The sequence below is a fragment of the Marinomonas dokdonensis genome, assembly GCF_052747885.1.
In genome coordinates this window covers 18,628-43,842 of the sequence record NZ_JBRAND010000004.1, presented here as the reverse complement: position 1 = coordinate 43,842, position 25,215 = coordinate 18,628, and the positions used below count along the sequence as shown (strand labels likewise).

21 protein-coding genes are annotated in these 25,215 nt (G+C 43.9%); 13 read left to right on the top strand and 8 right to left on the bottom strand.

The window, feature by feature from the left end; genetic code table 11:
• Nucleotides 1-3: 3 nt before the first annotated feature.
• The 3 genes from mreD to ACUM5Y_RS10950 all read right to left on the bottom strand — a co-directional run bounded on the left by mreD (nucleotide 4) and on the right by ACUM5Y_RS10950 (nucleotide 2,376).
• Nucleotides 4-477 carry a rod shape-determining protein MreD gene (gene mreD / locus ACUM5Y_RS10960; RefSeq protein ID WP_445976915.1) on the bottom strand — a complete coding sequence of 158 codons (474 nt, stop codon included), beginning with the start codon at nucleotides 475-477 and terminating at the stop codon, nucleotides 4-6.
• Nucleotides 477-1,265 (bottom strand): rod shape-determining protein MreC, encoded by a 789-nt coding sequence (gene mreC, locus ACUM5Y_RS10955; protein WP_445976914.1) that lies wholly within the window; start codon nucleotides 1,263-1,265, stop codon nucleotides 477-479. Before mreC ends, mreD begins: the two co-directional genes overlap by 1 nt.
• Before the next feature lie 67 nt (nucleotides 1,266-1,332).
• A complete protein-coding gene (locus ACUM5Y_RS10950; protein WP_445976913.1) occupies nucleotides 1,333-2,376 on the bottom strand; it encodes a rod shape-determining protein in 1,044 nt (347 codons plus the stop codon).
• A 235-nt stretch (nucleotides 2,377-2,611) separates the two neighbouring features.
• Between ACUM5Y_RS10950 and gatC the strand changes: the two genes are divergently transcribed.
• From gatC to gatB, 3 genes are read left to right on the top strand one after another with little or no spacing between them, the layout of a single operon-like run.
• The gene (gene gatC, locus ACUM5Y_RS10945) at nucleotides 2,612-2,899 is read left to right on the top strand and encodes an Asp-tRNA(Asn)/Glu-tRNA(Gln) amidotransferase subunit GatC (RefSeq protein ID WP_445976912.1); all 288 of its coding nucleotides are present in this window, start codon (nucleotides 2,612-2,614) and stop codon (nucleotides 2,897-2,899) included.
• A 12-nt stretch (nucleotides 2,900-2,911) separates the two neighbouring features.
• On the top strand, nucleotides 2,912-4,372 hold the full coding sequence (gene gatA, locus ACUM5Y_RS10940) for an Asp-tRNA(Asn)/Glu-tRNA(Gln) amidotransferase subunit GatA (protein ID WP_445976911.1): 1,461 nt from the start codon (nucleotides 2,912-2,914) through the stop codon (nucleotides 4,370-4,372).
• A 2-nt stretch (nucleotides 4,373-4,374) separates the two neighbouring features.
• Nucleotides 4,375-5,820: an Asp-tRNA(Asn)/Glu-tRNA(Gln) amidotransferase subunit GatB gene (gene gatB, locus ACUM5Y_RS10935; RefSeq protein WP_445976910.1), complete on the top strand. Its 1,446-nt coding sequence runs from the start codon at nucleotides 4,375-4,377 to the stop codon at nucleotides 5,818-5,820.
• Between the two features lie 59 nt (nucleotides 5,821-5,879).
• Here gatB and ACUM5Y_RS10930 read toward each other — a convergent pair whose 3' ends face one another.
• Entirely contained in the window at nucleotides 5,880-7,115 is a 1,236-nt protein-coding gene (locus ACUM5Y_RS10930) for a GGDEF domain-containing response regulator (protein WP_445976909.1), read from the bottom strand.
• A 189-nt stretch (nucleotides 7,116-7,304) separates the two neighbouring features.
• On the opposite strand from ACUM5Y_RS10930, the gene ACUM5Y_RS10925 reads away from it, so the two are divergent.
• Nucleotides 7,305-7,598 (top strand): YkgJ family cysteine cluster protein, encoded by a 294-nt coding sequence (locus ACUM5Y_RS10925; protein ID WP_445976908.1) that lies wholly within the window; start codon nucleotides 7,305-7,307, stop codon nucleotides 7,596-7,598.
• Nucleotides 7,585-9,252 carry a L,D-transpeptidase family protein gene (locus ACUM5Y_RS10920; RefSeq protein WP_445976907.1) on the top strand — a complete coding sequence of 556 codons (1,668 nt, stop codon included), beginning with the start codon at nucleotides 7,585-7,587 and terminating at the stop codon, nucleotides 9,250-9,252. The genes ACUM5Y_RS10925 and ACUM5Y_RS10920 overlap by 14 nt, the downstream gene beginning before the upstream one ends.
• A gap of 53 nt (nucleotides 9,253-9,305) precedes the next feature.
• Here ACUM5Y_RS10920 and rlmM read toward each other — a convergent pair whose 3' ends face one another.
• Both rlmM and ACUM5Y_RS10910 read right to left on the bottom strand, forming a co-directional pair.
• Nucleotides 9,306-10,358, bottom strand: a complete 1,053-nt coding sequence (rlmM, locus tag ACUM5Y_RS10915) for a 23S rRNA (cytidine(2498)-2'-O)-methyltransferase RlmM (protein ID WP_445976906.1) — start codon at nucleotides 10,356-10,358, stop codon at nucleotides 9,306-9,308.
• Between the two features lie 42 nt (nucleotides 10,359-10,400).
• Nucleotides 10,401-11,036: a pseudouridine synthase gene (locus ACUM5Y_RS10910; RefSeq protein WP_445977267.1), complete on the bottom strand. Its 636-nt coding sequence runs from the start codon at nucleotides 11,034-11,036 to the stop codon at nucleotides 10,401-10,403.
• Nucleotides 11,037-11,863: 827 nt separating this feature from the next.
• Between ACUM5Y_RS10910 and ACUM5Y_RS10905 the strand changes: the two genes are divergently transcribed.
• From ACUM5Y_RS10905 to ACUM5Y_RS10870, 8 genes are all read left to right on the top strand, one after another.
• The gene (locus tag ACUM5Y_RS10905; RefSeq protein ID WP_445976905.1) at nucleotides 11,864-13,417 is read left to right on the top strand and encodes an ABC transporter ATP-binding protein; all 1,554 of its coding nucleotides are present in this window, start codon (nucleotides 11,864-11,866) and stop codon (nucleotides 13,415-13,417) included.
• A complete protein-coding gene (locus tag ACUM5Y_RS10900; protein WP_445976904.1) occupies nucleotides 13,414-14,481 on the top strand; it encodes an ABC transporter permease in 1,068 nt (355 codons plus the stop codon). The genes ACUM5Y_RS10905 and ACUM5Y_RS10900 overlap by 4 nt, the downstream gene beginning before the upstream one ends.
• Nucleotides 14,482-14,490: 9 nt before the next feature.
• A complete protein-coding gene (locus tag ACUM5Y_RS10895) occupies nucleotides 14,491-15,423 on the top strand; it encodes an ABC transporter permease (RefSeq protein ID WP_445976903.1) in 933 nt (310 codons plus the stop codon).
• Between the two features lie 67 nt (nucleotides 15,424-15,490).
• Nucleotides 15,491-16,558: a BMP family ABC transporter substrate-binding protein gene (locus tag ACUM5Y_RS10890; protein WP_445976902.1), complete on the top strand. Its 1,068-nt coding sequence runs from the start codon at nucleotides 15,491-15,493 to the stop codon at nucleotides 16,556-16,558.
• Nucleotides 16,559-16,714: 156 nt separating this feature from the next.
• Nucleotides 16,715-17,731 carry an adenosine deaminase gene (locus tag ACUM5Y_RS10885; RefSeq protein WP_445976901.1) on the top strand — a complete coding sequence of 339 codons (1,017 nt, stop codon included), beginning with the start codon at nucleotides 16,715-16,717 and terminating at the stop codon, nucleotides 17,729-17,731.
• A gap of 101 nt (nucleotides 17,732-17,832) precedes the next feature.
• Nucleotides 17,833-18,204: a DUF2750 domain-containing protein gene (locus ACUM5Y_RS10880; RefSeq protein ID WP_445976900.1), complete on the top strand. Its 372-nt coding sequence runs from the start codon at nucleotides 17,833-17,835 to the stop codon at nucleotides 18,202-18,204.
• 89 nt (nucleotides 18,205-18,293) lie between these two features.
• Nucleotides 18,294-19,232: a class I SAM-dependent methyltransferase gene (locus ACUM5Y_RS10875; protein ID WP_445976899.1), complete on the top strand. Its 939-nt coding sequence runs from the start codon at nucleotides 18,294-18,296 to the stop codon at nucleotides 19,230-19,232.
• A 14-nt stretch (nucleotides 19,233-19,246) separates the two neighbouring features.
• Entirely contained in the window at nucleotides 19,247-19,417 is a 171-nt protein-coding gene (locus tag ACUM5Y_RS10870; RefSeq protein WP_445976898.1) for a hypothetical protein, read from the top strand.
• A gap of 50 nt (nucleotides 19,418-19,467) precedes the next feature.
• Here ACUM5Y_RS10870 and ACUM5Y_RS10865 read toward each other — a convergent pair whose 3' ends face one another.
• Both ACUM5Y_RS10865 and ACUM5Y_RS10860 read right to left on the bottom strand, forming a co-directional pair.
• Nucleotides 19,468-22,569, bottom strand: a complete 3,102-nt coding sequence (locus ACUM5Y_RS10865) for an ATP-binding protein (RefSeq protein WP_445976897.1) — start codon at nucleotides 22,567-22,569, stop codon at nucleotides 19,468-19,470.
• Between the two features lie 19 nt (nucleotides 22,570-22,588).
• A complete protein-coding gene (locus ACUM5Y_RS10860) occupies nucleotides 22,589-25,024 on the bottom strand; it encodes a two-component system response regulator (RefSeq protein WP_445976896.1) in 2,436 nt (811 codons plus the stop codon).
• Nucleotides 25,025-25,215 lie beyond the last annotated feature (191 nt).

Sequence of the window (25,215 nt, the reverse complement as noted above, 5' to 3'; positions counted from 1 at the left end):
ATCCTAACGAATAGCGTAAATACGTCGCACACTGCGTAAAACAACAAATGACCAAGGCCAAAGTAAACCCGTGATGATGGCAGGCATAAAGATCATCAATGTAGGTTCTGCATGCCCTAAATAGTGATCAATCCAAAAATCCACCAACTGGTTCATACTCACAAGAGCAGCAACAAAAACCCCTTGTTGCCAACGGTGGTACATACGCAAACGTTTATAAAACAGCGCGCAGGCATAAGCGATGACCACATAAGTCAACGAGTGCTGACCGATTATCCCACCTTGCAGTAGATCAACCATCAACCCAAGAAACCAAGCAAGACCAGCCCCAAAGCGGAACGGTAGCGCGATCACCCAATACAAGATAACCAACAAGGCCCACTCTGGACGATACCAAATGAGTTGTTCAGGAAAGGTCATGGCTTCCAGCATTAAGGCAATCAGCAAGGTAATTGAAAAAACTAAAATAGGCTTCATTAACGTTCCTCTTGCTCTTGAGGAGGGTCAATCAACATGACATGACGACTCCGTCCTAGTTGCGCTAAAGGCACTACATCGATATCCGCATAGGCTTTACCCGGCACATGGGCCACACTGCGCACCACGCCCACTGGGTATCCACTTGGAAAACGTTCATCCAAACCCGATGTGGTTAAAATATCTCCCTTCTTAATATCCACCGAATGAGGGACGCTCAACAAGGTCATTTTCTTTAAATCACCTGTGCCCGATAAAATGCTTCGAAAGCCGGTACGAGACAGTTGTACAGGCACAAAATGACTGGCATCGGCGATTAGCAACACTCGGCTACTGTATGCTGCGGTTTCCACCACCTGCCCTAGCACACCGGTTGCATCTAACACCGCCTGACCTACATAAGCCCCTGAAGAAAAGCCCTTATCAATAAGAATTTTGTGACTATAAGCATTTTGGTCAAAGCCAATTACCTCAGCCATGACAATTTTCTCATCCACTCGCTGAGAAGCATCCAACAATTCTCGAAGACGCACATTTTCAGCTCGCAAAGCATTAAGCTTCTGCAATTGACTACGTAGCATAAGCACTTCGGCGTTGAGCTTATTGTTATCTTTAACCAAGCCTTCACGACTCGCTAAGTGCTCACTAGACCAATAGAAGATTTTTTGTGGGGTATTTACGACAACTTGAATAGGCGTCACGATTAGCGTGAGATAGGGTCTAATCGAGGAAAAAGCAGAATAACGAATGTCAGCAAAAATCATAACAATCGACAAAACCACCAGCACGAAGGTTCTCGTGCTGGAGATTTTGCCTTTGAAATAAAGCGAGTTTTTAATGACCTACTCCTCAGCCTTACTCGTTATCAGCCGTAAACAATTCTGAGGCATGCTTGTCCATCATTTCCAGCGCCATACCACCACCGCGAGCCACACAGGTTAGTGGATCATCAGCAACAATCACTGGTAATCCAGTTTCTTCACTAATTAGGCGGTCAATCTCGCGCAACAAAGCACCACCACCGGTAAGAACAAGACCTGTCTCACCAATATCTGCCGCCAACTCTGGTGGAGATTGCTCTAGCACACCTTTAACCGCTTGTACGATTTGTGCCAATGGCTCTTGCAAGGCTTCTAAAATTTCAGTGCTGTGCAAAGTGAAAGAGCGTGGAATACCTTCTGCTAGGTTACGGCCACGAACATCAATCTGTAGCTCTTCGCCTGTTTTGTAGGCCATACCAATTTCAGTTTTAATGCGCTCAGCAGTGGCATCACCAATTAAGCTGCCATACTGACGACGCACGTAAGTGGTAATGGCTTCATCAAAGCGGTCACCGCCCACACGGATGGATTCGGAAGTCACAATACCATTCAAAGAAATGATGGCGATTTCTGTGGTACCACCACCAATATCGATGACCATAGAACCCGATGCTTCAGCAACTGGTAAACCGGCACCAATCGCCGCCGCCATTGGCTCTTCAATAATGTAAACCTCACGAGCACCAGCACCTAATGCAGATTCCTTGATCGCACGACGTTCAACTTGGGTAGATTTACAAGGGACACAAACCAAAACGCGAGGGCTTGGCTTTAACATGCTGTTCTCATGAACACGAGAAATGAAGTATTGCAGCATTTTTTCAGTAACGTGAAAATCGGCAATAACACCGTCTTTCATTGGGCGAATGGCCGTTATATTTCCAGGCGTTCTACCTAACATACGTTTCGCATCAGTACCGACTGACGCCACCGTTTTTTGGTTGCCATTATGACGAATTGCCACCACAGAAGGCTCATCAAGCACAATGCCACGGTCACGGACATAAATAAGGGTATTGGCTGTCCCTAAATCGATTGACAAATCGCTTGAAAACATTCCCCTGATTTTCTTAAACATGAATTCTTTCACCCTGATAAATACGAAACGAACAGCTTGAAAATGTAACAATCGCGCGCTCATTGGGCAAGCTGAATACTGTAAATATGTGAAAACACTTGCTCTATTTTATTGTTTCTGCAAAATTTTTTAATTTATCGGCATCCTTAAGAGTTTTTCGAGCTGTTATCTTTCTCGGCAATCAACTAAACGTTACAATAGTCGGCATTTACGACCATCCAAAATCAGGTGAAACATGTCCATAGACAAACAAGACGTGCAAAAAATTGCTCATCTCGCCCGTCTCGCATTGAGCGAAGATGATGCCGAACAATACCAACATTCACTTTCTAGCGTATTGTCGCTGGTTGAACAGATGCAATCTGTCGACACCGATGGCGTCGAGCCTCTGTCCAACCCTCTTGAAAGCACCCAAAGATTACGTGACGACGTGGTCACTGAAGAAAATAGACGTGATGATTTTCTTGCTAATGCTCCGCTAAGCGAAGCCGGCCTATTTTTAGTACCTAAAGTCATCGATTAAGAAGAGCTTATTATGTTTCAACAAAACATCGCGACCTTAGCGCAGCAACTGCGTAACAAAGAGATTTCCAGCGTTGAGCTAACCCAACATTTTTTACAACGTATCAGCCAGCTTGACGAACAATTAAACAGCTTCATCACGGTCAGTGAGTCACAAGCCCTTGAACAAGCCAAAGCCGCCGACGCCATTTTAAGCCAAGGCCAAGGCAATGCCTTAACCGGCATACCAATTGCTCACAAAGATCTATTTTGTACTCAAGGCACTTTGACCACCTGTGGCTCCAAAATGCTGAACAACTTCATCCCACCTTATGAGTCCACCGTCACACAGCGTTTGGCTCAAGCTGGCACTGTCATGTTGGGCAAAACCAATATGGATGAGTTCGCCATGGGCTCTTCTAACGAGAACAGCTTTTATGGTGCAGTGAAAAACCCATGGAACCTTGAAACCGTTCCAGGTGGCTCATCTGGTGGTTCAGCCGCAGCAGTTGCCGCAGGTTTAGCCACTGCAGCAACCGGCACGGATACAGGTGGATCTATTCGCCAGCCTGCTTCTTTTTGTGGCATCACAGGTCTAAAACCAACTTATGGCCGCGTGTCTCGTTTTGGTATGATCGCGTACGCCTCAAGCCTTGACCAAGCAGGTCCGATGGCCAAAAGCGCGGAAGATTGCGCCCACATGCTACAAGCCATGGCGGGCTTTGATCAGAATGACTCAACCTGCTCAGAAACCGCCACAGAAGACTACGTAAGCAGCTTGAACGCCCCTTTAAGCGGCCTAAAAATCGGCTTACCCAAAGAGTACTTTGGTGATGGCCTAGACGCCAACGTTGCTAAAATCATCATGGATGCCGTAAAAGAGTTTGAAAAACTTGGAGCCACTGTAAAAGAAATCTCCCTGCCAAACTTGCAGCTGAGCATTCCAGCCTATTACGTCATTGCGCCTTCTGAAGCATCTTCCAACCTTTCGCGTTTTGATGGCGTCCGCTTTGGTCATCGCTGTGAGAACCCTAAAGACCTAATGGACATGTACACTCGTAGTCGCGCCGAAGGGTTTGGAACTGAGGTGCAAAAGCGCATTATGGTGGGCACTTACGCTTTGTCGGAAGGCTACTACGATGCCTACTACTTAAAAGCACAACGTATTCGCCGCTTAATCAAGCAAGATTTTGTTAGCGCATTGGAAGAAGTCGACGTCATCATGGGCCCTGTTGCACCAACCACGGCCTTTGGACTAGGCAGCAAAACCAGTGACCCGGTTGCCATGTACCTTGAGGATATTTACACCCTATCCGTCAACCTAGCCGGCATTCCTGCCATGTCTGTACCCGCTGGTTTCTCCAACAATATGCCTGTTGGACTACAAATTATGGGCAACTACTTTAGCGAAGCAAAGCTGCTAAACGTTGCTCATCAGTATCAACAAGTCACTGACTGGCACACACAAACACCTAACATGGCAAAAGGAGCATAACTATGAACTGGGAAGTCGTTATAGGCCTTGAGATTCATGCTCAACTTGCCACTAAATCGAAGTTATTTTCTGGAGCAGCCGTTGGTTTTGGCGCCGAGCCAAACACACAAACCACTCTTGTTGATCTTGGTATGCCCGGTGCATTGCCTGTTTTCAACAAAGAAGCGTTGCGCATGGCTGTTATGTTTGGTCACGCGATTAATGCTGAAATCGGTATGACATCTGTTTTTGCACGCAAAAACTATTTCTACCCAGATTTACCAAAAGGCTACCAAACCAGCCAAATGGACCACCCTATCGTTGGTATTGGCCACCTCGATGTAACCCTAGAAGACGGCACAACAACCCGTGTAGGTATCACTCGCGCCCACCTAGAAGAAGATGCGGGCAAATCCCTGCATGAAGACTTCCAAGGTATGACGGGCATAGATTTAAACCGCTCAAGCACGCCACTACTGGAAATCGTATCCGAGCCTGACATTCGCTCCGCAAAAGAAGCGGTTGCTTATGTTAAAATGATTCACTCTATTGTGACTTATTTGGGAATCTGTGATGGCAATATGGCTGAAGGCTCTATGCGCTGTGACATTAACCTATCTTTGCGTCCAAAGGGACAAAAGGAGTATGGCACTCGCACCGAGATAAAGAACGTCAACTCGTTCCGTTTCATTGAGAAAGCCATTTACACTGAAATTGAACGTCAAGCTGACATCCTTGAAGACGGCGGGCGCATTGTCCAAGAAACGCGTCTGTACGATCCTGAGCTTAACGAAACACGCAGTATGCGCTCGAAAGAAGACGCGAACGACTACCGCTACTTCCCTTGCCCAGACCTGCTTCCTATCGTGCTAACTCAAGAGTATGTAGACCAAATTAAGAGCACACTGCCAGAGCTACCAAACCAGAAAGCCGCTCGTTTCCAGTCTGAGCTTAACCTAAGTGAATATGATGCCAGTGTTCTGTCATCTTCTCGCCCTTTAGCGGATTACTTTGAGCAAGCCAACAATATTACTAAAGACGCCAAATTAACGGCCAACTGGGTAATGGGCGAACTGAGTAAACTGCTTAATCAGGCTCAGCTTGATATCAATGAATCACCGGTTTCTGCGGATGCCTTTGGCACCCTACTCGAACGCATAAAAGACAACACCATTAACGGCAAAACAGCCAAAGATGTGTTGCAAGCAATGTGGGACGGCGAAGGTTCAGCGGATGACATCATTGAAGCCAAAGGCTTGAAGCAAGTCACTGACACAGGCGCGATCGAAGAAATGATTCAAGCCATTTTGGACGCGAATACCGCTCAGGTTGAGCAGTATCGCAGTGCTGAATCGGATAAGCAGAAGAAAATGATTGGATTCTTTGTTGGCCAAGTAATGAAAGCTTCTCAGGGCAAAGCCAACCCTGCCATAGTTAACCCGATTCTAGCGAAAATGCTAAAAGGTTAATCTTTAGAACGCACAAAAAAGCACTGCCTGGGCAGTGCTTTTTTTGACTCGTTTTTCGACTAGACACCAACTACTTGGTCTCGCCCTAAGCGCTTAGCTTCATATAAATGATCATCTGCGATCCCAATGGCCTCTTCGAAGGTCTTACCCGCCAAACCGCAGACACCAATACTGCAAGTCAGCTTGATTTTTGCTTCCGTAAGCTCCAGCTCTCGCAAAGTCTGCAAAAAATCGTTCAATTCTTTTATTAACTCTTCTCCAGAGCAGTTTGCTATGACACAAAACTCTTCTCCACCAAAACGGCTGGCGAGATAATTGGGAAAAGCGACTTTAATTGCTTGCGCAACCGACTCAATAAGTACGTCTCCTACCACATGACCATAAGCATCATTCTTTGACTTAAAGTGATCGATATCTAGCATCACGACAGAGGCGCCTGCTTTTGCATTAGCAGATTTACGATAGAACTTTTCACCTTCTTCAAACAAATAACGGCGATTATACAACTTAGTGAGAGCATCTAGGTTAGCAAGATCACGAATGGTCTCCAGCATCTCTTGAGCTTCTAAGTTATGCACCACACGACAATGAAATTCTTCATGGTAAAAAGGCTTTTTCAAGAAGTCATTGGCACCACTTTTAATAAATTTCGCCGATAATGAGCTGTCCCCTTCGGCAGAAAGACCGATAATAACCAAGTCTTGGAATCGTGAGTTGTACCTCAGCATGCGCACCAATTCATAGCCATTAACCAATGGCATATTAAAGTCTGTGATGAGCATACGAATTTCATCATCTGCTTCTAATTGCGCCAAGGCTTCTTGACCGTTTTCTGCCTCAATAACTTGGAAACGATATTGCTCAAGCAGATGTTTAATGAAATGACGACTGGTAATGGAGTCTTCCGCAACGAGGACTTTTATGTCTTTATTCTTTTTTAAGCGTTCGATTACTTTAATGACATGATTAAAAGAGTAGCGACTGTCTTTGGTGATGTAGTCCAACACACCTTTGTTTAAGAGACTTAAGCGAAGCTTATCGTCGAAATTACCTGTCAGCACAACACAAGGCAACTTCTTGTCGAGCACTAGATCTACAATTTCACCGTTTTCAGCATCCGGTAGATTTAGATCGACAATTGCAGCATAAAAATCATCGTGTTTTGCTAGCTGTTCTTCAGCTTCTTTGTAGCAAGTGCACAACACGGGCAGAAATCCAGGTTTCTGACTAAGCAAATGCTTTAGTACCTTTAAAACTACAGGACTGTCTTCCACAACGAGAATTTTGTGTTCCATATGCTGACCGCCACAACCTTGATATGTAAATATTTGTATCGTATTGTCTCTAATTATCCCTTATACACAAAGAATACGATACTCTAAAATTTCCAATAGAGTAATGAAAACGTAAAAAATACTACAAATTTAACTGCTTGTTTTCAAAAGCCTCTTTAACTCACACTCAAAAATGAAGGATTGTTACAAATGGAATGCAGACCCGAGTGCGGCGCCTGTTGTATCGCCCCATCCATTAGCTCTGCAATTCCTGGCATGCCAAACGGCAAACCTGCCGGTGAGCGCTGCGTGCAATTATTAGACGATGCTCGTTGCGCTATTTTTGGCTCGGCTGAACGGCCTGATGTGTGTCGAGATTTTATGCCCGACATAGACATTTGTGGCAATACAAAACAACAAGCAATTGATACCATTAGTTTTTTAGAAGTTGCCACCCACTCCCCCTCTCTTTTATCAAAAGGAAGTATGAATGAGACAGAATAAACGCTTACTTGTCGCCATAGCGGCTACAGCTTTTTTAAGTGCCTGCTCCTCACCCAGCCCAAAGACCAACTTGCTTGTCCCCCCTAGCGAATCTCAAATTGAGACAAGCGTGAATCAACAAGTAGCTTTAATGCTCAATGCTTTTACTCCTGTGGCTGGACAAGCACTTCCTAACAATACCGTGCTAGAAGCCTATGAAGCACGAGATCATAATCCTATTTGGATCGAAAACAATGCCATCAACATGTCTATTTATAAGCTGGTTGATGTTTTGGAAAGCTCTTCAAGCCATGGCTTAAACCCAATTCACTACCACACAGACATCATTAAAGAATATTTAGCGATCAATCAGCCAAGCCAACAACAACTGGCGGAAATGGACGTTATTACCACCATTGCACTGGCCAGCTACGCACACGATTTGAGCAACGGTCGCTATGAGCCTCAATTAATTGATAGCAACTGGCAACTTGATGCCCCCAGCAATCACTGGAAAGACTTATTATTTTTAGAGTCTGCTACAGACATGGTTAATGCCCTACCTTTGCTGGCACCACGCAGCCCTCAATATCAAGTGTTACAAAAGTGGCTAGTGTATTACCAAGATCTAGCGAAAAAGGAATCGGACATACTGGTCAGCCCTGGCGTGCCACTATCCATCGGTGATGAAGGGCCTAGAGTCGCGCAATTAAGAGCAAGACTTGTACAACTTGGAGACATTCGTTTCTCAACCCGAAAAGTCGATGAAGAAGCATTTGATGAACGACTACAACAAGCTTTAATGAACTTCCAGCAACGGCACGGCCTTGTCGCCGATGGTGCCGCAGGTTCAAAAACCATTCAAATGCTCAATGTGCCTCTCACCAAAAGGGCTAACCAGATTGCCTACAACCTAGAAAGATGGCGCTGGCTTCCAAGTGAGTTAGAGGCTAATCGTGCTTGGGTTGACCTAACTAACTACAGCGTCGATCTTTTCTTTAATGGTGAACGCACCACCATGAAGGTGGTTATTGGTAAAGCTGAGCGTAAAACCCCTGTATTTAAAGGTTTGATGACTTATATGGTCACCAACCCAACGTGGCGAGTTCCACAGCGCATCGCCCGTGAGAATTTATTACCTAAGATCCAAAAAGATCCTGATTATCTGGTACGTTACGGCTATAAGGTTTATTCAAGCTGGAGCATAGGGGCAAAAGTCATAGACCCTGCCACCATTAATTGGCAAGAAATGCGCCCAGAAAATCTGTCTTATCGCTTCGAACAAGAAGCCGATGAAAGCAATGCTCTTGGCCAATATAAATTTATGTTTCCGAACAAAAATGAAATCTACCTTCACGACTCTCCTGCCAAACACCTATTCAGAGAAAGTTCTCGCGCCTTTAGCTCCGGCTGCATTCGCCTAGAAAAACCGGATGAATTTGCCCAAGCCCTTCTAAAAGGCAGTAAACAGGGTAAGTCTTTGGCCAGCACATTGAACAGCCAAGCCACTACGGTCATTTCACTTCCAACTTACTTGCCTGTGTACTTGGTGTATTTAACCGTGGTTCCGAACGCCAATGGCATGCCGGAATTTAGAGAGGATATTTACGAGCGCGATGAGCTCATGGAAGAAGCCATGGGCTACCACGTGTTTAAAACGACAGAATCTATCTAGTGATAACTCATGACAACCCCAAGTTAACTTGGGGTTGTCATAACACCCAACATTTAGTGAACAATAATGCAGACTGTAATCTCTTCCCTATCATGGTAAAGGTGTTTGATTTGGTACTGATAGCCAACACCCGCTTGAGTCAACAGGGCTTCAATCTTATCTAAGCACAGCATCACTTCTTGGTATCGCTTCTTCATTGGCAACTTCAGATTAAAAATAGCGCGACGAGTCCAACCACTTGCCAGCCAATGGGCCATCAACTCCGCCACTTTTATCGGCCTTTCCACCATATCGCAAACTAACCAATCCACCGTATAGGGGGGCTCATATTTAAAGCCATCGGCTTTTTCATGGTCAACTAACCCAGTGCTCATCAGCTCTTTCTGCATGGGGCCGTTATCAATGGCAATAACGTGAATGCCTTTTTTCACGAATTGATAAGTCCAGCCACCCGGAGCAGCCCCTAAATCGACTGCCGTCATGCCATCAATAAGATTGGCTTCACGCATACGCTCAGGCACAAACTGTAAAAAAGCTTCTTCAAGTTTAAGGGTTGAGCGACTTGGGCCAGCGGCAGGAAAACGAAGGCGTCGGATCCCCATAGGAAATTCGCTACGGCAATGAGCATAGGAGACGCCCAGATAGGCTTCCTCACCGCTTAATAGGAAAACATGGTGATGCACACCAACCGCTTTATTACGCATTACTCCCGATTTTTTCCACCCTTGTTTTAAGGGCTTGTCTAGTTTTTTGATTAAACCAGAAAGGGATTTGGCATCATTGGTATCGGCTGTTTCGATAATCACATCTTGCCCTAGAGGCAATTCTCTTGCCGCTTCAAGAAGTGATTCGACCCGTGCCCCTGGCGCTAACTCAATTACATCATTAACCGCTAAAATCTGACGCGCAAAAATTAACTTATTAAAATCTAGCAGGGCGATTAAGCGCTCACCAGCATCAGACTCTGAAAAGTTGTACACAACATATCCAGCATCCTGAACCACGCTAGCATAGCCATAAAAGCCTTTCGCACTAGAGATATCCGCAAGTTCAGCCGCACAATCTTTCTCAAAACCTTGACGACAATAAACCAAAATATTCTTCATTAAATTCCCTTCCCAGTTTTAAGCTAAACTGAGCCAGTATTATTACTTGTGTTGAGGCCAGCTTAAATCGGCCTCTTTAAAATGATCGTCAATAAAATCCGACAACTCTTGATTGAAAAGCTCGCCACCGAAGGGCGCACTCACATATTCTTTGCGCTTACCTTGCCACTCAAAACTTAAGCGATAAGCATGTAGATAACCTCGATCCGCAGGGTCACCAGCATAGCGTTTATCCCCATGTATCGGGGCGCTTAAACTCTTCAAGGCAACTCTTAACTGATGTGTCTTGCCTGTTAATGGGCGCAATAAAAACACCCTAACCCCTTGAAAATATGTGGAAAAAAACTGAGTTCTGGCAAGATTTTCCTTTCCGTTCGTGAGCCGCCACTGGCCTCTTCTACTAGGCACCATACCCCCAACAATTGAACCTTGCTTCTTCTTTGGCTTACGCTTAGAAAGTGCCACATAGCGTTTTTCTATTTCATGGGCTTCAAACATACCACCGAAGGTAGCCGCCGCTGCGCTGTTACAAGCCACAATCAACAAACCGGACGTCATTTTATCCAAGCGGTGGACCGGAAAGAAGGTCTGCTTTGGATACAAAGTCGCGAGACTCTGCATTACCCCATCTTCCAACGATTCACTATGAAAACTCATTCCTGCAGGCTTTGTAATCACCCAATAATCATCACAACGAAAAACAACTGAAATCACATGGGCCTCGCAACGCAAAATAAGGAAAAAATCCGGTAGCCAACAAGTTTATCCACAGACTTAGTGGACAACTCATATGTCAACTAGGAAAAGAAAAAAAACTCTCATTTGTGTTTTTGAACCTGTGCAAAACACTCGTCAGTACTGTTAAACATTAGGCTTGTCGCCATTTATTTTTTCAGCAAATCGATATCTGGTTGAGCAGGTGCAAGGCGCAACCCTATAAACTCGATTTTATTGTTTGGGCGGATTCTACAGAAAAGCCCACTCCTTTCCTAGGAATAGGCAGCCTTTAATCTAGTTTCCCTTTACTTGTAGATAGAAGAATTTGAAAGGACAACTATTGATTTATCGCTATAAAGAAACAGAGTCTTTCTTGCTTGAACTGGAAGCGCAAAGACAATGCTAGCCATCATGTATGAGCACAACCAAAAGAAAACAAAATGAGAAATTTAAATAGACCACCAGCAGAAGATGAGTGTTTAGAGGCAGACAACCAAGCTAAATTTACGTATCCTTCGCACCCAATAAGTGCACGACTAAAAGTATTGGCATAGATATTGATAGATACCAGATAATTCTAAAATACTTTAAATAAAGGGATTAATTTTCTGACCGAATGGATCATTTTCATGCATGGTCAATAATAAAACAACCTATTTGCACCGCATTAGTGCATGGGAAAGTTTATTAAGATATAGCCCACCATTCCGTTTTGAACTGGTGATTTAACTCGATAGTAAATGGGTTCTCCTATTTCTATCTAAAGCCTTAACTGTAGAGATAACACAGTGTCGCAAACGTTAGAACAGCATAGCCCCACAGCCAGACTTGAGCTCGTCGAGTTGACGAAACAATACCCTGGCTGTCTTGCGAATGATCGCATTAGCCTATCCCTCAAGCCTGGTGAGATCCATGCTTTATTAGGTGAGAACGGTGCAGGAAAGAGCACCCTAGTGAAATCCATTTATGGAGTTGTCTCGCCAGACACTGGAGACATTCTATGGAATGGTAAGCAGGTGGAAATTAAATCCCCTTCTACGGCAAGAGACCTAGGCATAGGCATGGTTTTTCAACATTTCTCATTATTTGAAACCCTGACCGTCAGCCAAAATATCGAATTATGTTTAAGTAAAAAGCAACTGTCTCAAATTGGCCACCTTGGCAACAAAATCACCGAGCTTTCAAAAGAATATGGGCTAGATGTTGACCCTGACCGATACGTACATTCTTTATCTATCGGGGAGAGACAACGTGTCGAGATAATGCGCTGCTTAGTCCAATCGGTAAAACTTCTCATTTTGGATGAGCCTACATCAGTATTAACGCCTCAAGAAGTCAGTGGTCTATTTGGCGTATTACGCACCCTTGCAAAAGAAGGCTGTAGTATTTTGTTTATCAGCCATAAACTTCACGAAGTCACTGAGATTTGTGATCAAGCCACCATATTACGTGGCGGCAAAGTGGTAGACACTTGCGCCCCTTCTGAAGAAACCCCTGCGTCCATCGCTAAAATGATGGTCGGCGACTTAGCTGAGCAAGATGCTGGTTACTCCAAAAAACAAGGAACAAAAACCGCTTTTGCGATCAACAATTTATCCCTTGCTGCCAAACAACCTTTTGGCACCGCTCTTAAAGACATTTGCCTAGACCTTAAGGCCGGTGAAATTTTGGGCATTGCAGGTGTCGCGGGGAATGGCCAAGATGAATTGATGGCGATTATCAGTGGTGAAGACTCTCGCAACGTTAAAGATTCACTCACCCTCGAATCCCTGTCTATTGGTCATTTAAGTGCCGGAGACCGCCGCCAATTGGGAATCGCTTATGTTCCCGAAGAACGTTTAGGCCGTGGCGCTGTTCCGGATATGAGCTTAACTGAGAATACATTGCTCACTCATAGCAAGGGCTTTGTAAAAAATGGGCTCGTGCAATGGCAGTCTTTAAAAGACTACGCCAACCGCTTAATTGATCAATACAAGGTTAAATGCCACGGTGAATTTTCCGAAGCCAAGAGCTTAAGTGGTGGTAACCTACAGAAATTCATTATGGGCCGCGAGATTGGCCAAAACCCTAAAGTACTGATTTGTGCTCACCCAACTTGGGGTGTCGATGTGGGGGCCGCCCTCACCATACATCAGGCATTATTAGAACTCAGAGATCAAGGCGCCGCTATCTTGTTGGTATCGGAAGACATTGACGAGCTTTTTTTATTGGCCGATCGTATGGCCGCGGTGTGTGATGGCTATTTATCGCCCTTAGTCCAAACCGAGCAAACCAGCATTGATCAAATAGGACAGTGGATGGCTGGCACCTTCATTAATTCAACCACGGAGGCTGTTGCATGATCCGCATCCAAGCTCGCACAGAACCGAGCACCTTCATGTCTTTTGCATCACCTTTGCTGGCCATTACTTTTACCTTGGTGTTCGGCTTCGTGCTTTTCACTGCCCTTGGTAAAGACCCCCTTAAAGCGATGCATTTATTGCTCATCGCGCCACTTTCTGACAGCTATAACATAGGTGAAATGTTCGTCAAAATGGGGCCTTTGCTACTTTGTGCAGTTGGCCTGTCTTTGTGTTATCGAGCCAATATGTGGAATATTGGCGCAGAAGGCCAGTTGTTAGCAGGCGCCTTAGGCGGCTCAGCGGTTGCGTTGTATTTCATTGACTCGGAATCCTTTATTGCTCTGCCGCTAACTCTGCTTGCTGGTATTCTTTCTGGCATGGCATGGGCCGCACTACCAACCTTTTTGAAATTACGCTTTAACTCGAACCTGATTCTCACCACCATCATGTTCAATTACATCGCCCTCTACCTGCTTATTTGGGCGGTAAATGGCCCCCTAAGAGACCCAGATGGTTTTGGATTTCCTGAATCGGCTATTTTTTCCGACAATACCTTGCTACCAACTTTGCTTGATAGCGGACGTATTCATTTAGGGGTTCTATTCGCCATAATCTGTGCATTGATTGCATGGTTTATTTTGAGCAAAACCCACCTAGGCTTCCAGATCCGCGTGTTTGGCGCAGATGAGCCCGCCGCACGTTATGCAGGCTTTAAAGGCAAAAACATCAGTTGGTTTGTAATGTTGTTTGCCGGCGCATTGGCTGGTCTTGCTGGGGTGGGCGAAGTCACAGGCCCGATTGGTCAGTTGGTTCCAAACGTTTCTCCCGGTTATGGCTACTCGGCCATTATTGTGGCTTATTTGGCTCGTTTACACCCATTAGGTGCCATTGTTGCAGCGGTTTTCCTTGCGGTGCTTTATATGGGTGGCGACTTGGCCCAAATTGAAATGGGCATACCGATTGCCGTGATTGGCATGTTCCAAGGTGTGTTGCTATTTTTCCTGTTGGCTTGTGATTTCTTCATCCGCAACCGCTTAACTTTTACTCATCAGAATGCTGCCTAGGAGCTTGTTGTGGACGCTGATTTAATTGTTCAAATATTGTTTGCTGCCATTAAAACTGGCACCCCATTGCTGTTTATCGCCTTAGGGGAAGTAATTTGTGAAAAGTCTGGCATTTTAAACCTAGGTCAAGAAGGCATGATGCTAATGGGCGCGGTGGTGGGCTTCCTTGCCGCCTACTCCACTGGTAATGCTGGCTTTGGTGTACTTGGCGCCATTGCCATGGGCAGTGTGATGAGCCTCATTTTTGCCGTCTTAGTACTGCAATTGGGAGCAAACCAAGTTGCTACCGGCCTAGCCCTTACTATTTTTGGTACAGGTTTGAGTGCTTTCATTGGTTCCGGTGTTGTTGGCCAAACCATTCAAGGTTTCCAACCTATCGCCATTCCTTATCTATCGGACATTCCTTATCTTGGTCGCATTTTGTTTAACCACGATATTATTGTTTACCTGTCTTTCGTATTAACGGGTGTTATTGCTTATGTGGCGAACAAAACACGCATTGGCTTGGTATTAAAAGCCGTGGGGGAAAACCCTCATGCAGCCAATGCCATTGGCATTAAGGTGTTAAGAGTTCGCTATCTTGCCATCATGTTTGGCGGCGGTATGGCAGGCCTAGCGGGCGCTTATATGTCTTTGGTGTACACCCCAATGTGGGTGGAAAACATGACCGCAGGACGCGGCTGGATCGCCCTAGCACTGGTGGTATTTGCTTCCTGGCGAATTGGTAACATCATGCTAGGGGCTTATCTGTTTGGTTTTGCCAGCATCATGCATCTGGTATTACAAGGTATTGGTTGGTCGATCTCTCCAAACCTACTTGCCATGCTGCCTTATGTGGCTACGGTAGTAGTAATGGTCATCATCAGCGCAGATCAGTTTAAAGAAAAACTATTAGCCCCAAGGTCTTTAGGCAAACCTTTTGACCCTAGACAAATGGCTTAATCGTATTATAACTAACCTTTCTCATTCATGAGAAAATCATCGCCTTCGGGCACCATAGGAGCGAAATATGAAATTGAAAAGTTTATTGCTTGGCATTGGTCTACTAGCGGGAGTGGGTGCGGCTCAAGCTGCTGATCCATTTAAAATTGGTTTTGTCTATGTTGGCCCAGTTGGCGATCTAGGCTGGAGCTACGAGCATGACCGTGGTCGCCAAGAGCTTGAAGAGTATTTTGGTGATAAAGTAGAAACGACGTTTGTTGAAAACGTGCCAGAAGGTGCCGATGCTCAGCGCGTTATCACGCAATTGGCAAAAGCAGGCAATGATCTAATTTTCACAACTTCTTTTGGTTTCATGAATCCTACGGTAAAAGTAGCGAAGCAGTTCCCTAAAGTAACGTTTGAACATGCAACAGGCTACAAGCGCTCTAAAAACCTAGGCACTTATGTACTACGTACTTATGAAGGTCGTTATGTATCGGGTGTCACAGCTGGCATGATGACAAAATCTGACACAATCGGTTACATCGGCTCTTTCCCGATTCCTGAAGTAATTCGTGATATCAATGCGACCTACATGGGCGCGAAAAGCGTTAACCCTAACGTGAAAATGAAAATTGTGTGGGTTAACTCTTGGTACGATCCAGGTAAAGAAACGGATGCGGCGAATGCTCTAATTGACCAAGGCGTTGATGTTCTGATGCAGCATACTGATAGCCCAGCACCACTTATTGCGGCAGAAAAACGCGGTATTCGTGGTATTGGTCAAGCGTCTGACCAAAGCCAATTTGCCCCTAACGCACACATCTTCTCTGTACGTGATGATTGGGCTCCGTACTACATCAAAACGGCTCAAGCGGTTATGGATGGCACTTGGAAGCCAGCGGATTTCTGGGGTGGCTTTGACGAAGAAATGCTAAGCCTTGCGTCGATTAACGACAACCTTCCAGCAGATGTTCGTAGCAAAATTGATGCGACATTTACAGCGATTAAGTCTGGTGAATTTAAGCCTTTCACAGGCCCTATCACTGATAACAAAGGCAACCTAGTAGTCGCGGATGGTTATTCTTTGAATGATCAAGAACTAGCACAAGTTAACTGGTACGTTGAAGGCATTACTGACGAAGTACCTCGTTAATTTCATCTGCTAAGCGTTAATTTTCTACCTTGAATAGACCTCCAACTTTTGGAGGTCTATTTTTACTTCTACGAATACAATCCTATTAACACTTTGTCCTTATCTGCATACTAAACGCGGCATGACAAACCATATCCATTTTTTTGAGGTCAGCCCATGGATTCTAAAGACACCCTTTTGCAATTATCCAAAACAATGCCAAAAACGGAGTTGCATCTACATATTGAAGGCACATTTGAAGCAGAACAAATGTTTGCTATTGCCCAGCGTAATCAGGTTCCACTTAAGTATCAAAGTGTTGAAGCATTAAAAGCTGCTTACCAGTTTACCAATTTACAGGATTTCCTAGACCTTTATTACCAAGGCATGTCCGTGCTGCTTCATGAAGTCGACTTCTATGATTTAACCATGGCTTACTTAACCAAGGTGCATGAAGAAAATGTTGTGCATGTTGAAATCTTTTTCGACCCCCAGGGTCACTTATCTCGTGGCGTGGCATTCGAAACACAAATTACGGGGATATATCGCGCCTTACAAGACGCTCAGCAACAATGGGGTATGAGTTTTAAACTCATTATGTCTTTCCTACGCCACCTTAGCGAAGAAAGCGCTTTCGAAACCCTCGAACTTGCCAAACCATTTCTAAACTGGATCGATGGTGTCGGACTAGACAGTTCTGAACTTGGCCATCCTCCAGAAAAATTTCTTCGAGTATTTGAAGCCTGCCAAGCATTAGGCTTAAAAGTCACTGCCCACGCGGGCGAAGAAGGGCCGCCAGAGTATGTCTGGCAAGCCATAGAACAAATTAAAGTGGACCGTATCGACCATGGTAACCGTGCTTTAGAAGACGAAAAATTAGTGGCAGTGATTAAAGAGCAGGAGCTAACGCTGACGGTCTGCCCACTTTCCAATTTAAAGCTGTGCGTTGTAAATGATATGACTGACCATCCCATTAAGGACATGTTGGCCCTAGGCTTAAAAGCGACAGTCAACTCGGATGACCCAGCGTATTTCGGTGGCTATATGCAAGCGAACTACAATGCCCTGATTAACGACTCAGACATTAACAAAGCCGAACTCTATCAACTCGCGGTTAATGGCATTACCGGCAGTTGGATGGACCAAGAACTTAAGTACCAACATTTGGACACACTTAAGTCCCTGTTCAGCTAAGCCCTAAGGCATCAAGGAAAATCAAATTAGTTATTTTTCTTGATGCCTGATCCACTCCCCTCTGTGATAAACTCTCTTTTTTTATATTTACGGATATTTCAATGACCACTCCTTTCTCTTCTGACGATACTTTTTTTCTGCTTAACAGTGCTGACCGCTATGACAAACTGGTCAACACTATTCGCCAAGGACAGTCTCTATGGACTTTAGCAGATCCAGAAGGTTGTTTAATTATTGATCTTGGCCAAGATAAGGTTTTACCGATTTGGCCAAGCCAGCAACACGCAGAAAGCTGGGGCAAAAATGAGTATGAAGGTTTTAATGGTTTAGAAATCACCGCTGAAAACTGGCAAGAAAAATGGCTGAGTGGCATGCAAAATGATGGTTATATGGTAGGCGCTGCCCCTAACCTTGCAGGTGAGTGTATTGTCTCATCTGCACAGGAACATGCGCTGGATATCTCGAGTAAATAGTCTACTCACCGTGAGTTTTACTAATTTCGTTGGCCTCTTTGTCAGATGCCAGTAGAATATGGCCATCAATTCACATACGATGGCCGATCATGGATTCCAGCGCACTCCCCATTCTGACGAACACTCTCATTACCACTTTCTCTCAACCAATCGATGGCATTCAAAGACTATTTCATGGCCGCGGAAAATGCGTTGTTGGGTTAGAGCAAATCACTGTTGACCACCTAGGTAGTAACCTATTGATCTCTTTGTTTAAAGAACCAAGCGACGATTTTTTACATGCCTTGCTAGAGACAGTTAAGCTCTGGGTTGATGACGCTATTTGGGGGCAACATCCTATCCAAGCCATCTTGTTACAGCATCGTAGCCGGGATAAAAGCCCAACGGAATGCCTATGGGGAGAGTACAGCGAACCCTGTATTGCAGAAGAAAAAGGCTTGAAGTTTAAGCTCGACCTAATGAAGAACCAAAATTGCGGACTCTTTCTAGATATGCTTAATGGTCGCCAATGGGTCAGAGTACAGAGCACAGACAAACGAGTGTTAAACTTGTTTTCCTACACCTGCGGATTTTCCGTAGCCGCTTTGGCTGGCGGTGCAGACTGTGTGATTAATTTTGACATGGCCAAGTCGGTATTAAATCGAGGTCGTGAGAATCATCAGTTAAATAACTTGCCCCTCGATAAGGTCAAGTTTTTTGCCCACGACATACTCAAATCTTGGGGTAAAATTCGTAAATATGCCCCCTATGATTTGATTATTATTGACCCACCGAGCTTTCAAAAAGGTAGCTTTGCCGTCACCAAAGATTATCAAAAAATCCTTCGTCGCTTACCTGACCTACTGAGTGAAGCAGGACAAGTGCTAGCCTGTGTTAACGATCCAAGCCTAAGCAGCCAGTTTCTGATCGATGAAATGGCCACGGCCGCACCTGAGCTAAGTTTCCAAGAGCGATTAGCCAACCCTGAAGTCTTCACTGATATTGACAGTGAACAAGCCCTTAAAGCTTTAACTTTTCAAAAACAATAATTTTGGAGCAAAGCATGCCAAAGACAAGCATTCAATTTGAATACGAGAAAGAGACCAAAAACAGCGTACGCTACAAAGAAGTGCCCGAAGATGGCAAAGCGCCTATCGTCGGCAGTTTATATGTCCAAAAATGGTATGCGGGGACCAGTAAAACCCTTGAAATTACCATAGAGAAAAAAGATTAGCCTAGCGCTACCGCGTGATAGTTCCTACAAAGGTTACTATCACGCTTCCCTTATGCATTTTGTTCTAACCACTGCATGACTTTCTTTTCAAACGAAGCGGGTTCTAGGGGTTTGGCAATAAAATCATCCATTCCGGACTCTAGACACGAGTCCCGATCGCCTGACATAGCCCCTGCTGTCATTGCTACAATAGGAATATGTTTGAGCTTATCTCCGATAGCTCCTTGACGAATAAGTTCTGTGGTTTCAAAACCATTCATCACCGGCATTTGACAATCCATTAAGATAAGATCGATTTCGTCTCCATCTGGTAACGATTGAATTAGGCTGATCGCATCCGCACCATTTTTCGCATTGTGAACCTGTATGGGGTATTTTTCTAACAGACCTTGGGCAACAAAGCGGTTAATCTCATTATCGTCCACCACCAGCACCTGATAGAACATCTGCTTATTATCAGCCTTGTGTTCAACATCGTTATCAATTGGAATCCAGCTTGGCGCTTCTTCCACCTTCAACATTTGACTATAAGAAGATAACAGTTCTATTGGCAGCACAGGGTGATCAAGATAACAAACATTAGTCAACCCAGATAATGAAGAAAGCGCCCCTTGATTTTCCGAGTTTACCAATAGCAACTTACATTTATGATGATCAACTGAGTGAGCAAACCAATCCATAAAGGATGCATCCACCATACTGCTTTCCAGTACTAGCATTTGTGGCAAGGCTTGTTCTTGCAAGTTATAAAGTTCCTGTAAGCGAGAACCTGTCGTCACTTCCGCTTTCCAAGCCTTAAACTGGCTAACTAAGATGGCATTTTCATTTTTGTCTTCTAGCAATATGTGACACTTAACTCCGAGCAGTAAAGGGCCTACAGCTTTGGGTTCAGTATGTTTATCTAAATCCGCCTGCAGAGACAAAGAGAATGTGCTGCCTTGATTCACCACACTATTCACCTGTATGTCACCGTCTAATAAGTGGGCCAGTTGCTTACATATGGACAAGCCTAACCCTGTCCCGCCAAACTTTTTAGCGATGGAATTATTTGCCTGAGTAAAGGGTTTAAAGAGTTTTTGCTGTTGATCTAATGAAATACCGATTCCCGTATCAGTGACCAGAATATCCATAATGACACGGTTATCATTCAAGCGGTTTCTGTAACTACTTAGCTTAACAGACACACTGCCTCGTTCAGTGAATTTAAAGGCGTTCCCTAATAGATTAATCAGAATTTGCTTAATTCGATAACTGTCGGAATTTAAGTGCTCGCATTGAGCCTTTGTACAATCTAAATATAAGGTTAAACCTTTTTCCTGTGCCTTCATGGACATACTGGAAACCACATCACTGACCGTTTCAATAATATTCATCGGTTCAATGGCAATATCCAGTTTGCCTGACTCCATTTTAGTCAGATCCAATAGGTCGTTGATTAACACAGTTAGCGTTGAGACACTACCTTTGGCCATATTCAGGTAGCCTAATTGCTTTTGCGATAACTGCTCGCGATTTAGCAACTCCAACATGCCACCAATGCCATTTAGGGGATTACGAATTTCATGGCTAATATTGGCAACAAAGGCACTCTTAGTTTCATTCGCTTTCATTGCTTCCTGAGTCGCCAACTCTAGTTGCTGGGTTCTTTCCTCAACCTGTTTCTCAAGGGAGTCATTAATAGCAACAATTTGCTGTTCATTTTTTCTAGATTCGGTAATGTCACGAATAAGAGCGGCGACTGTAGGGGCAATAGCGGAATTACTGGGTACAACAGGCGATAGATTAATACTAAGTATTTGAAGCGTATTAAAGCTGGCAGAAACTTGCACCTCTAGTGTGACAGAACGCTTCGCTGAAATAATATCCTTTAATAGGCTTTCAGAGATCGGCTGCTCTTCCCCTTCAGTTCGAATGAATTCGAATATTTTTTTCTTCTTAGCCTGGTCCTCGTTCAAGCCAAAGAGATAGGAAGCAGACTCATTCCAACTTAGAATTTTTCCAGACTTGTCGGTACTAATAATGGCATCGGAGGAGCCTGCAATAATGGCTTGATATCTCGACTTATCATCATGCAGAGATAATCGTCTATTAATCTGTCGCTGATAAGCATAAGTGATCCCAATGACCAGTAAGAAAATCACCAGCATTAGGTACAAGGTAGAGTGACTACTTCGGTTTACTTGAGCAGCGACATTGTCTTCATCCACTGCCGAAATAAGGTATATTGAACGGCCTTCTCTTGTTGATAAGACCTGCTTACTGGCAACTATGTAATAGCCTTTACCGCCCAACAGCTGAACATTCAAAACTTCACTTAGTAAGGGTAACCCAGTCTCTTGGGTCTGTTGCTGCCAGGTGATCTCTGGTTTGTCCAAATCGAAACCAAAGTTGAATTCCTCAAAAGGCGAATCTACAAAATGTCCTTTCGAATTTAGAATAAACAAAGATAGCGACGTACCTCTAAAGTCTTCGTGTAGTAGGTTGAGTAAATAGCTAGCATCTATGTTAATAATGATAAAACCATAATAATTTAAACTATCGTCATAAAGTGGCTTAGCGATACGATAAGTTGGCCAGATAGGGTTTTCGACAACGCCATACTCACGGTTTAGCGTAATATCTGAGATATAAATTTCATTAGGGGAAAGCCGAGAAATCTCTCTGAAATAATCTTCATCGCCTTTTTCTTGCAGCAAATCGAAGGATACCGAGCTAATGAGTTTGCCTCTTCGTTCAACCCGAACAAGTTCTCGGCCATGATTTTCTTTACCTATGAGCCTAATTTGACGTATTTCTGGATTGGATTGAGCAAATGCCAGAAAAATATCTTCCAACTGTTTTTTAGGTGAGTCATTCCCACTAATCACAACACTCGGCTTGACTTGCTGCCAAGCAATAAACTCATGAATTGTCGGTAAAGCCTGAAGAAAATTGATTTTGTTTCGACTCTGATTAAGTCTACGCTCAAAATTCGTCACACTGTTGTGATTCACTTGCTGTAGCACCTTGCTTTGTTCTTCTATGACCCCTTTTTCTATGTACCAAGAAAAAATAAAGAAGAAGGCAACACTACACAGCAAGGCGATAGCGAACGCACTGATTGGCAGAAGGCTTTTAGTGAAATTCACGCGAGCATTAAAATTGGCATTCAAAGTATTTCCTTCTGCGCTATCAATTTGTAAGTAAGTTCATAAAATCGTTAAAGGGCAATGGCTTACTAAATAAATACCCTTGCCCAGCTTTACAGCCCAGTTCTAACAACGCCAACTTTTGAGCTTCTTCCTCAACACCTTCCGCGATTAACTCAAGCTCCATTGAAAGCCCAAGAGAAATAATGGTCTTGACGATCTCATAGTCATGTTTGTTTTCTAACATATCAGCCACAAAAGACATGTCTATTTTCATGACATCTATGTCGAATTTTTTTAGGTAGGCCAGACTTGAGTAGCCTGTGCCAAAATCATCAATAGAAATATTAACGCCGACTCTTTTTAACTTAACTAGTTTATTTTGAGTATTATCGACGTTCTCCATTAGTGAGGTTTCGGTGATTTCTAACTCTAACAAGTTTGGTGGTAATTGGTATTTGAGCAATACAGACTCAACGTTTTGTGCCAAACCATCCCCACTGAATTGCGCCGCGGCCACATTGACAGAAATTGGAATCGCATAGCCTAGATCAAACCACTGTTTCGCAGCTTTACAGGCTTTTTCTAAAACTTGATTTCCTAGCGCCAAAATAAGCCCAGTTTCTTCAGCCAAGCCAATAAATTGACTAGGCGGAATAACGTTCCCTTCTTTATCAAACATTCGAGCCAAAGCTTCCACACCAATAATTTCATTCGTATCCAAGCAAAATTTCGGTTGATAAAAGAGTTCTATCTGGTGATTCTTTAACGCTTCTCGAAGCTGTTTCTCCAGTTGGTTGCGCTGAAGTAAGGCCACTTCCTGCTCACTTGAGAAAAAATTATAACGATTTCGGCCTTCCTGTTTGGCTCGATACATAGCAACGTCAGCATGACGCATAAGTTGCTCAGAGTTCGTGGCATCATCTGGGTAAAGGCTTACGCCCATACTAATGGAAATACTGTAAAACTGTTCTGCCAACTTAAATTGTTCATGCATGGCCAAAAGTAAAGATGACGCAAGGGATTTTATCTCTTGAATATCTTCCACCCCACTCACCAGCACAACAAACTCATCGCCACCCACTCGCGAGAGAGTGCAGTTCTCAGGCAAAAGTCCTGTTAACCTCTGTGCCATTAAGCAAATAAGCTCATCCCCATATTGATGTCCTAGGGAGTCATTAAGGTATTTAAAGTGATCAATATCGATGAGTAATACTGCAACCTTATGCTTTGTATCTATGGACGTCTGACAGGCCAGCACCAAACTTTCTTGTAAGGAGATCCTATTTGGTAAATCTGTTAAGGAATCGTGGCTGGCAACATGGCTCATCCTGTTGGCTAGGGCCATCGCGTTACTCACATCATGAAACACCATGATACCGCCAATAACTTCACCTTTTTCATTTCTGATAGGTGCAGCGGAATCTTCAATGGCATAACAACTACCACTTTTTGATACGATTTCACTGTTCAACACTAAAGAAACAATGCGTTGCTCTTTTAACGCTAGGTATAAGGGGTTACTTAATTCTTGCTTGGTATTCGAGTCTTGCAGTTTCATGACCCTCTCGACTTTGAGACCTATAGCATCTCTGAGTCGCCAGCCGACCATTCGTTCTGCAATGGTATTCATAAAGGTAACAAGGCCATTGTTATCCGTCGCGATGACAGCATCACCTATCGAATTTAGCGTCACCCTGAGGCGCTCTTTTTCAAAGAAAAGAGACCTTTTAGCTTGATTCTCCTGGGTAATATCAATGATGGTGATCAGGTGACTGTTAGTATAGTGCGGATCTACATTGTGAGACTGAAACACTTGATAGAAGAATTCTTCACCGTTCACTTGCAGTTGTACGGTAAAGTTTTGATCAATACCGGACTGCCCTCTCAGCTTAATTTGCTGGCTGAGTTCGATCGGTAATAAGTTATCAATATATAATGATGAGTTGGCGGATTTTCCCCACTCAGGAAAATAGCCATTGGAATAGAGATTATTCCAATTCTCATCCCAATATGTGATATGGACTGGGACTTGTTCCACTAGAGCCTTAAGCTGATCTTTACTCTGCTCGATCAGTTTCTGCTGCTCATGCAACTGCAGTTGATTTTTAACTCTTAGCTTACAAACTTTTGGATTAAAAGGTTTTTGGATAAAGTCTATGCCACCAACCTCTAATGAAAATAGCTCGAGCTCAGGCTCATCATGACCTGTTATAAAAATCACTGGAATATCGCGATATCTTGGGTCCTGCTTCATCAGGCGACACATCTGTAAACCATCCATATCAGGCATGTCGATATCAAGCAAAATTAAATCTGGAAGACTTTGATCAAGCAATTTAAAGGCATCCGCAGCACTTTCTGAAAAAAACACTGCGCCATATTCAGATACCAGCTCCATCAGCTCTAACGCATGCTGGGGTGTATCATCAACAATCAAAATTTCGTGGGCTGCGCGATTTGTATTAAAAAATAACAATTGAACACTCCTTGACATAAAAGATAGCTTTATCTCGTTCATTCGCTAACAACAACTACGAGTATAGCAAATCATCTGCTATAACAAGTAATTATCACCATTTTTGTAACATTTTTAACATTCTTAACATTTCCCTATGAATATTTTGGATTAGGTTTATGATGGTTAAATGGTATTTTTTTCGAGTGAAA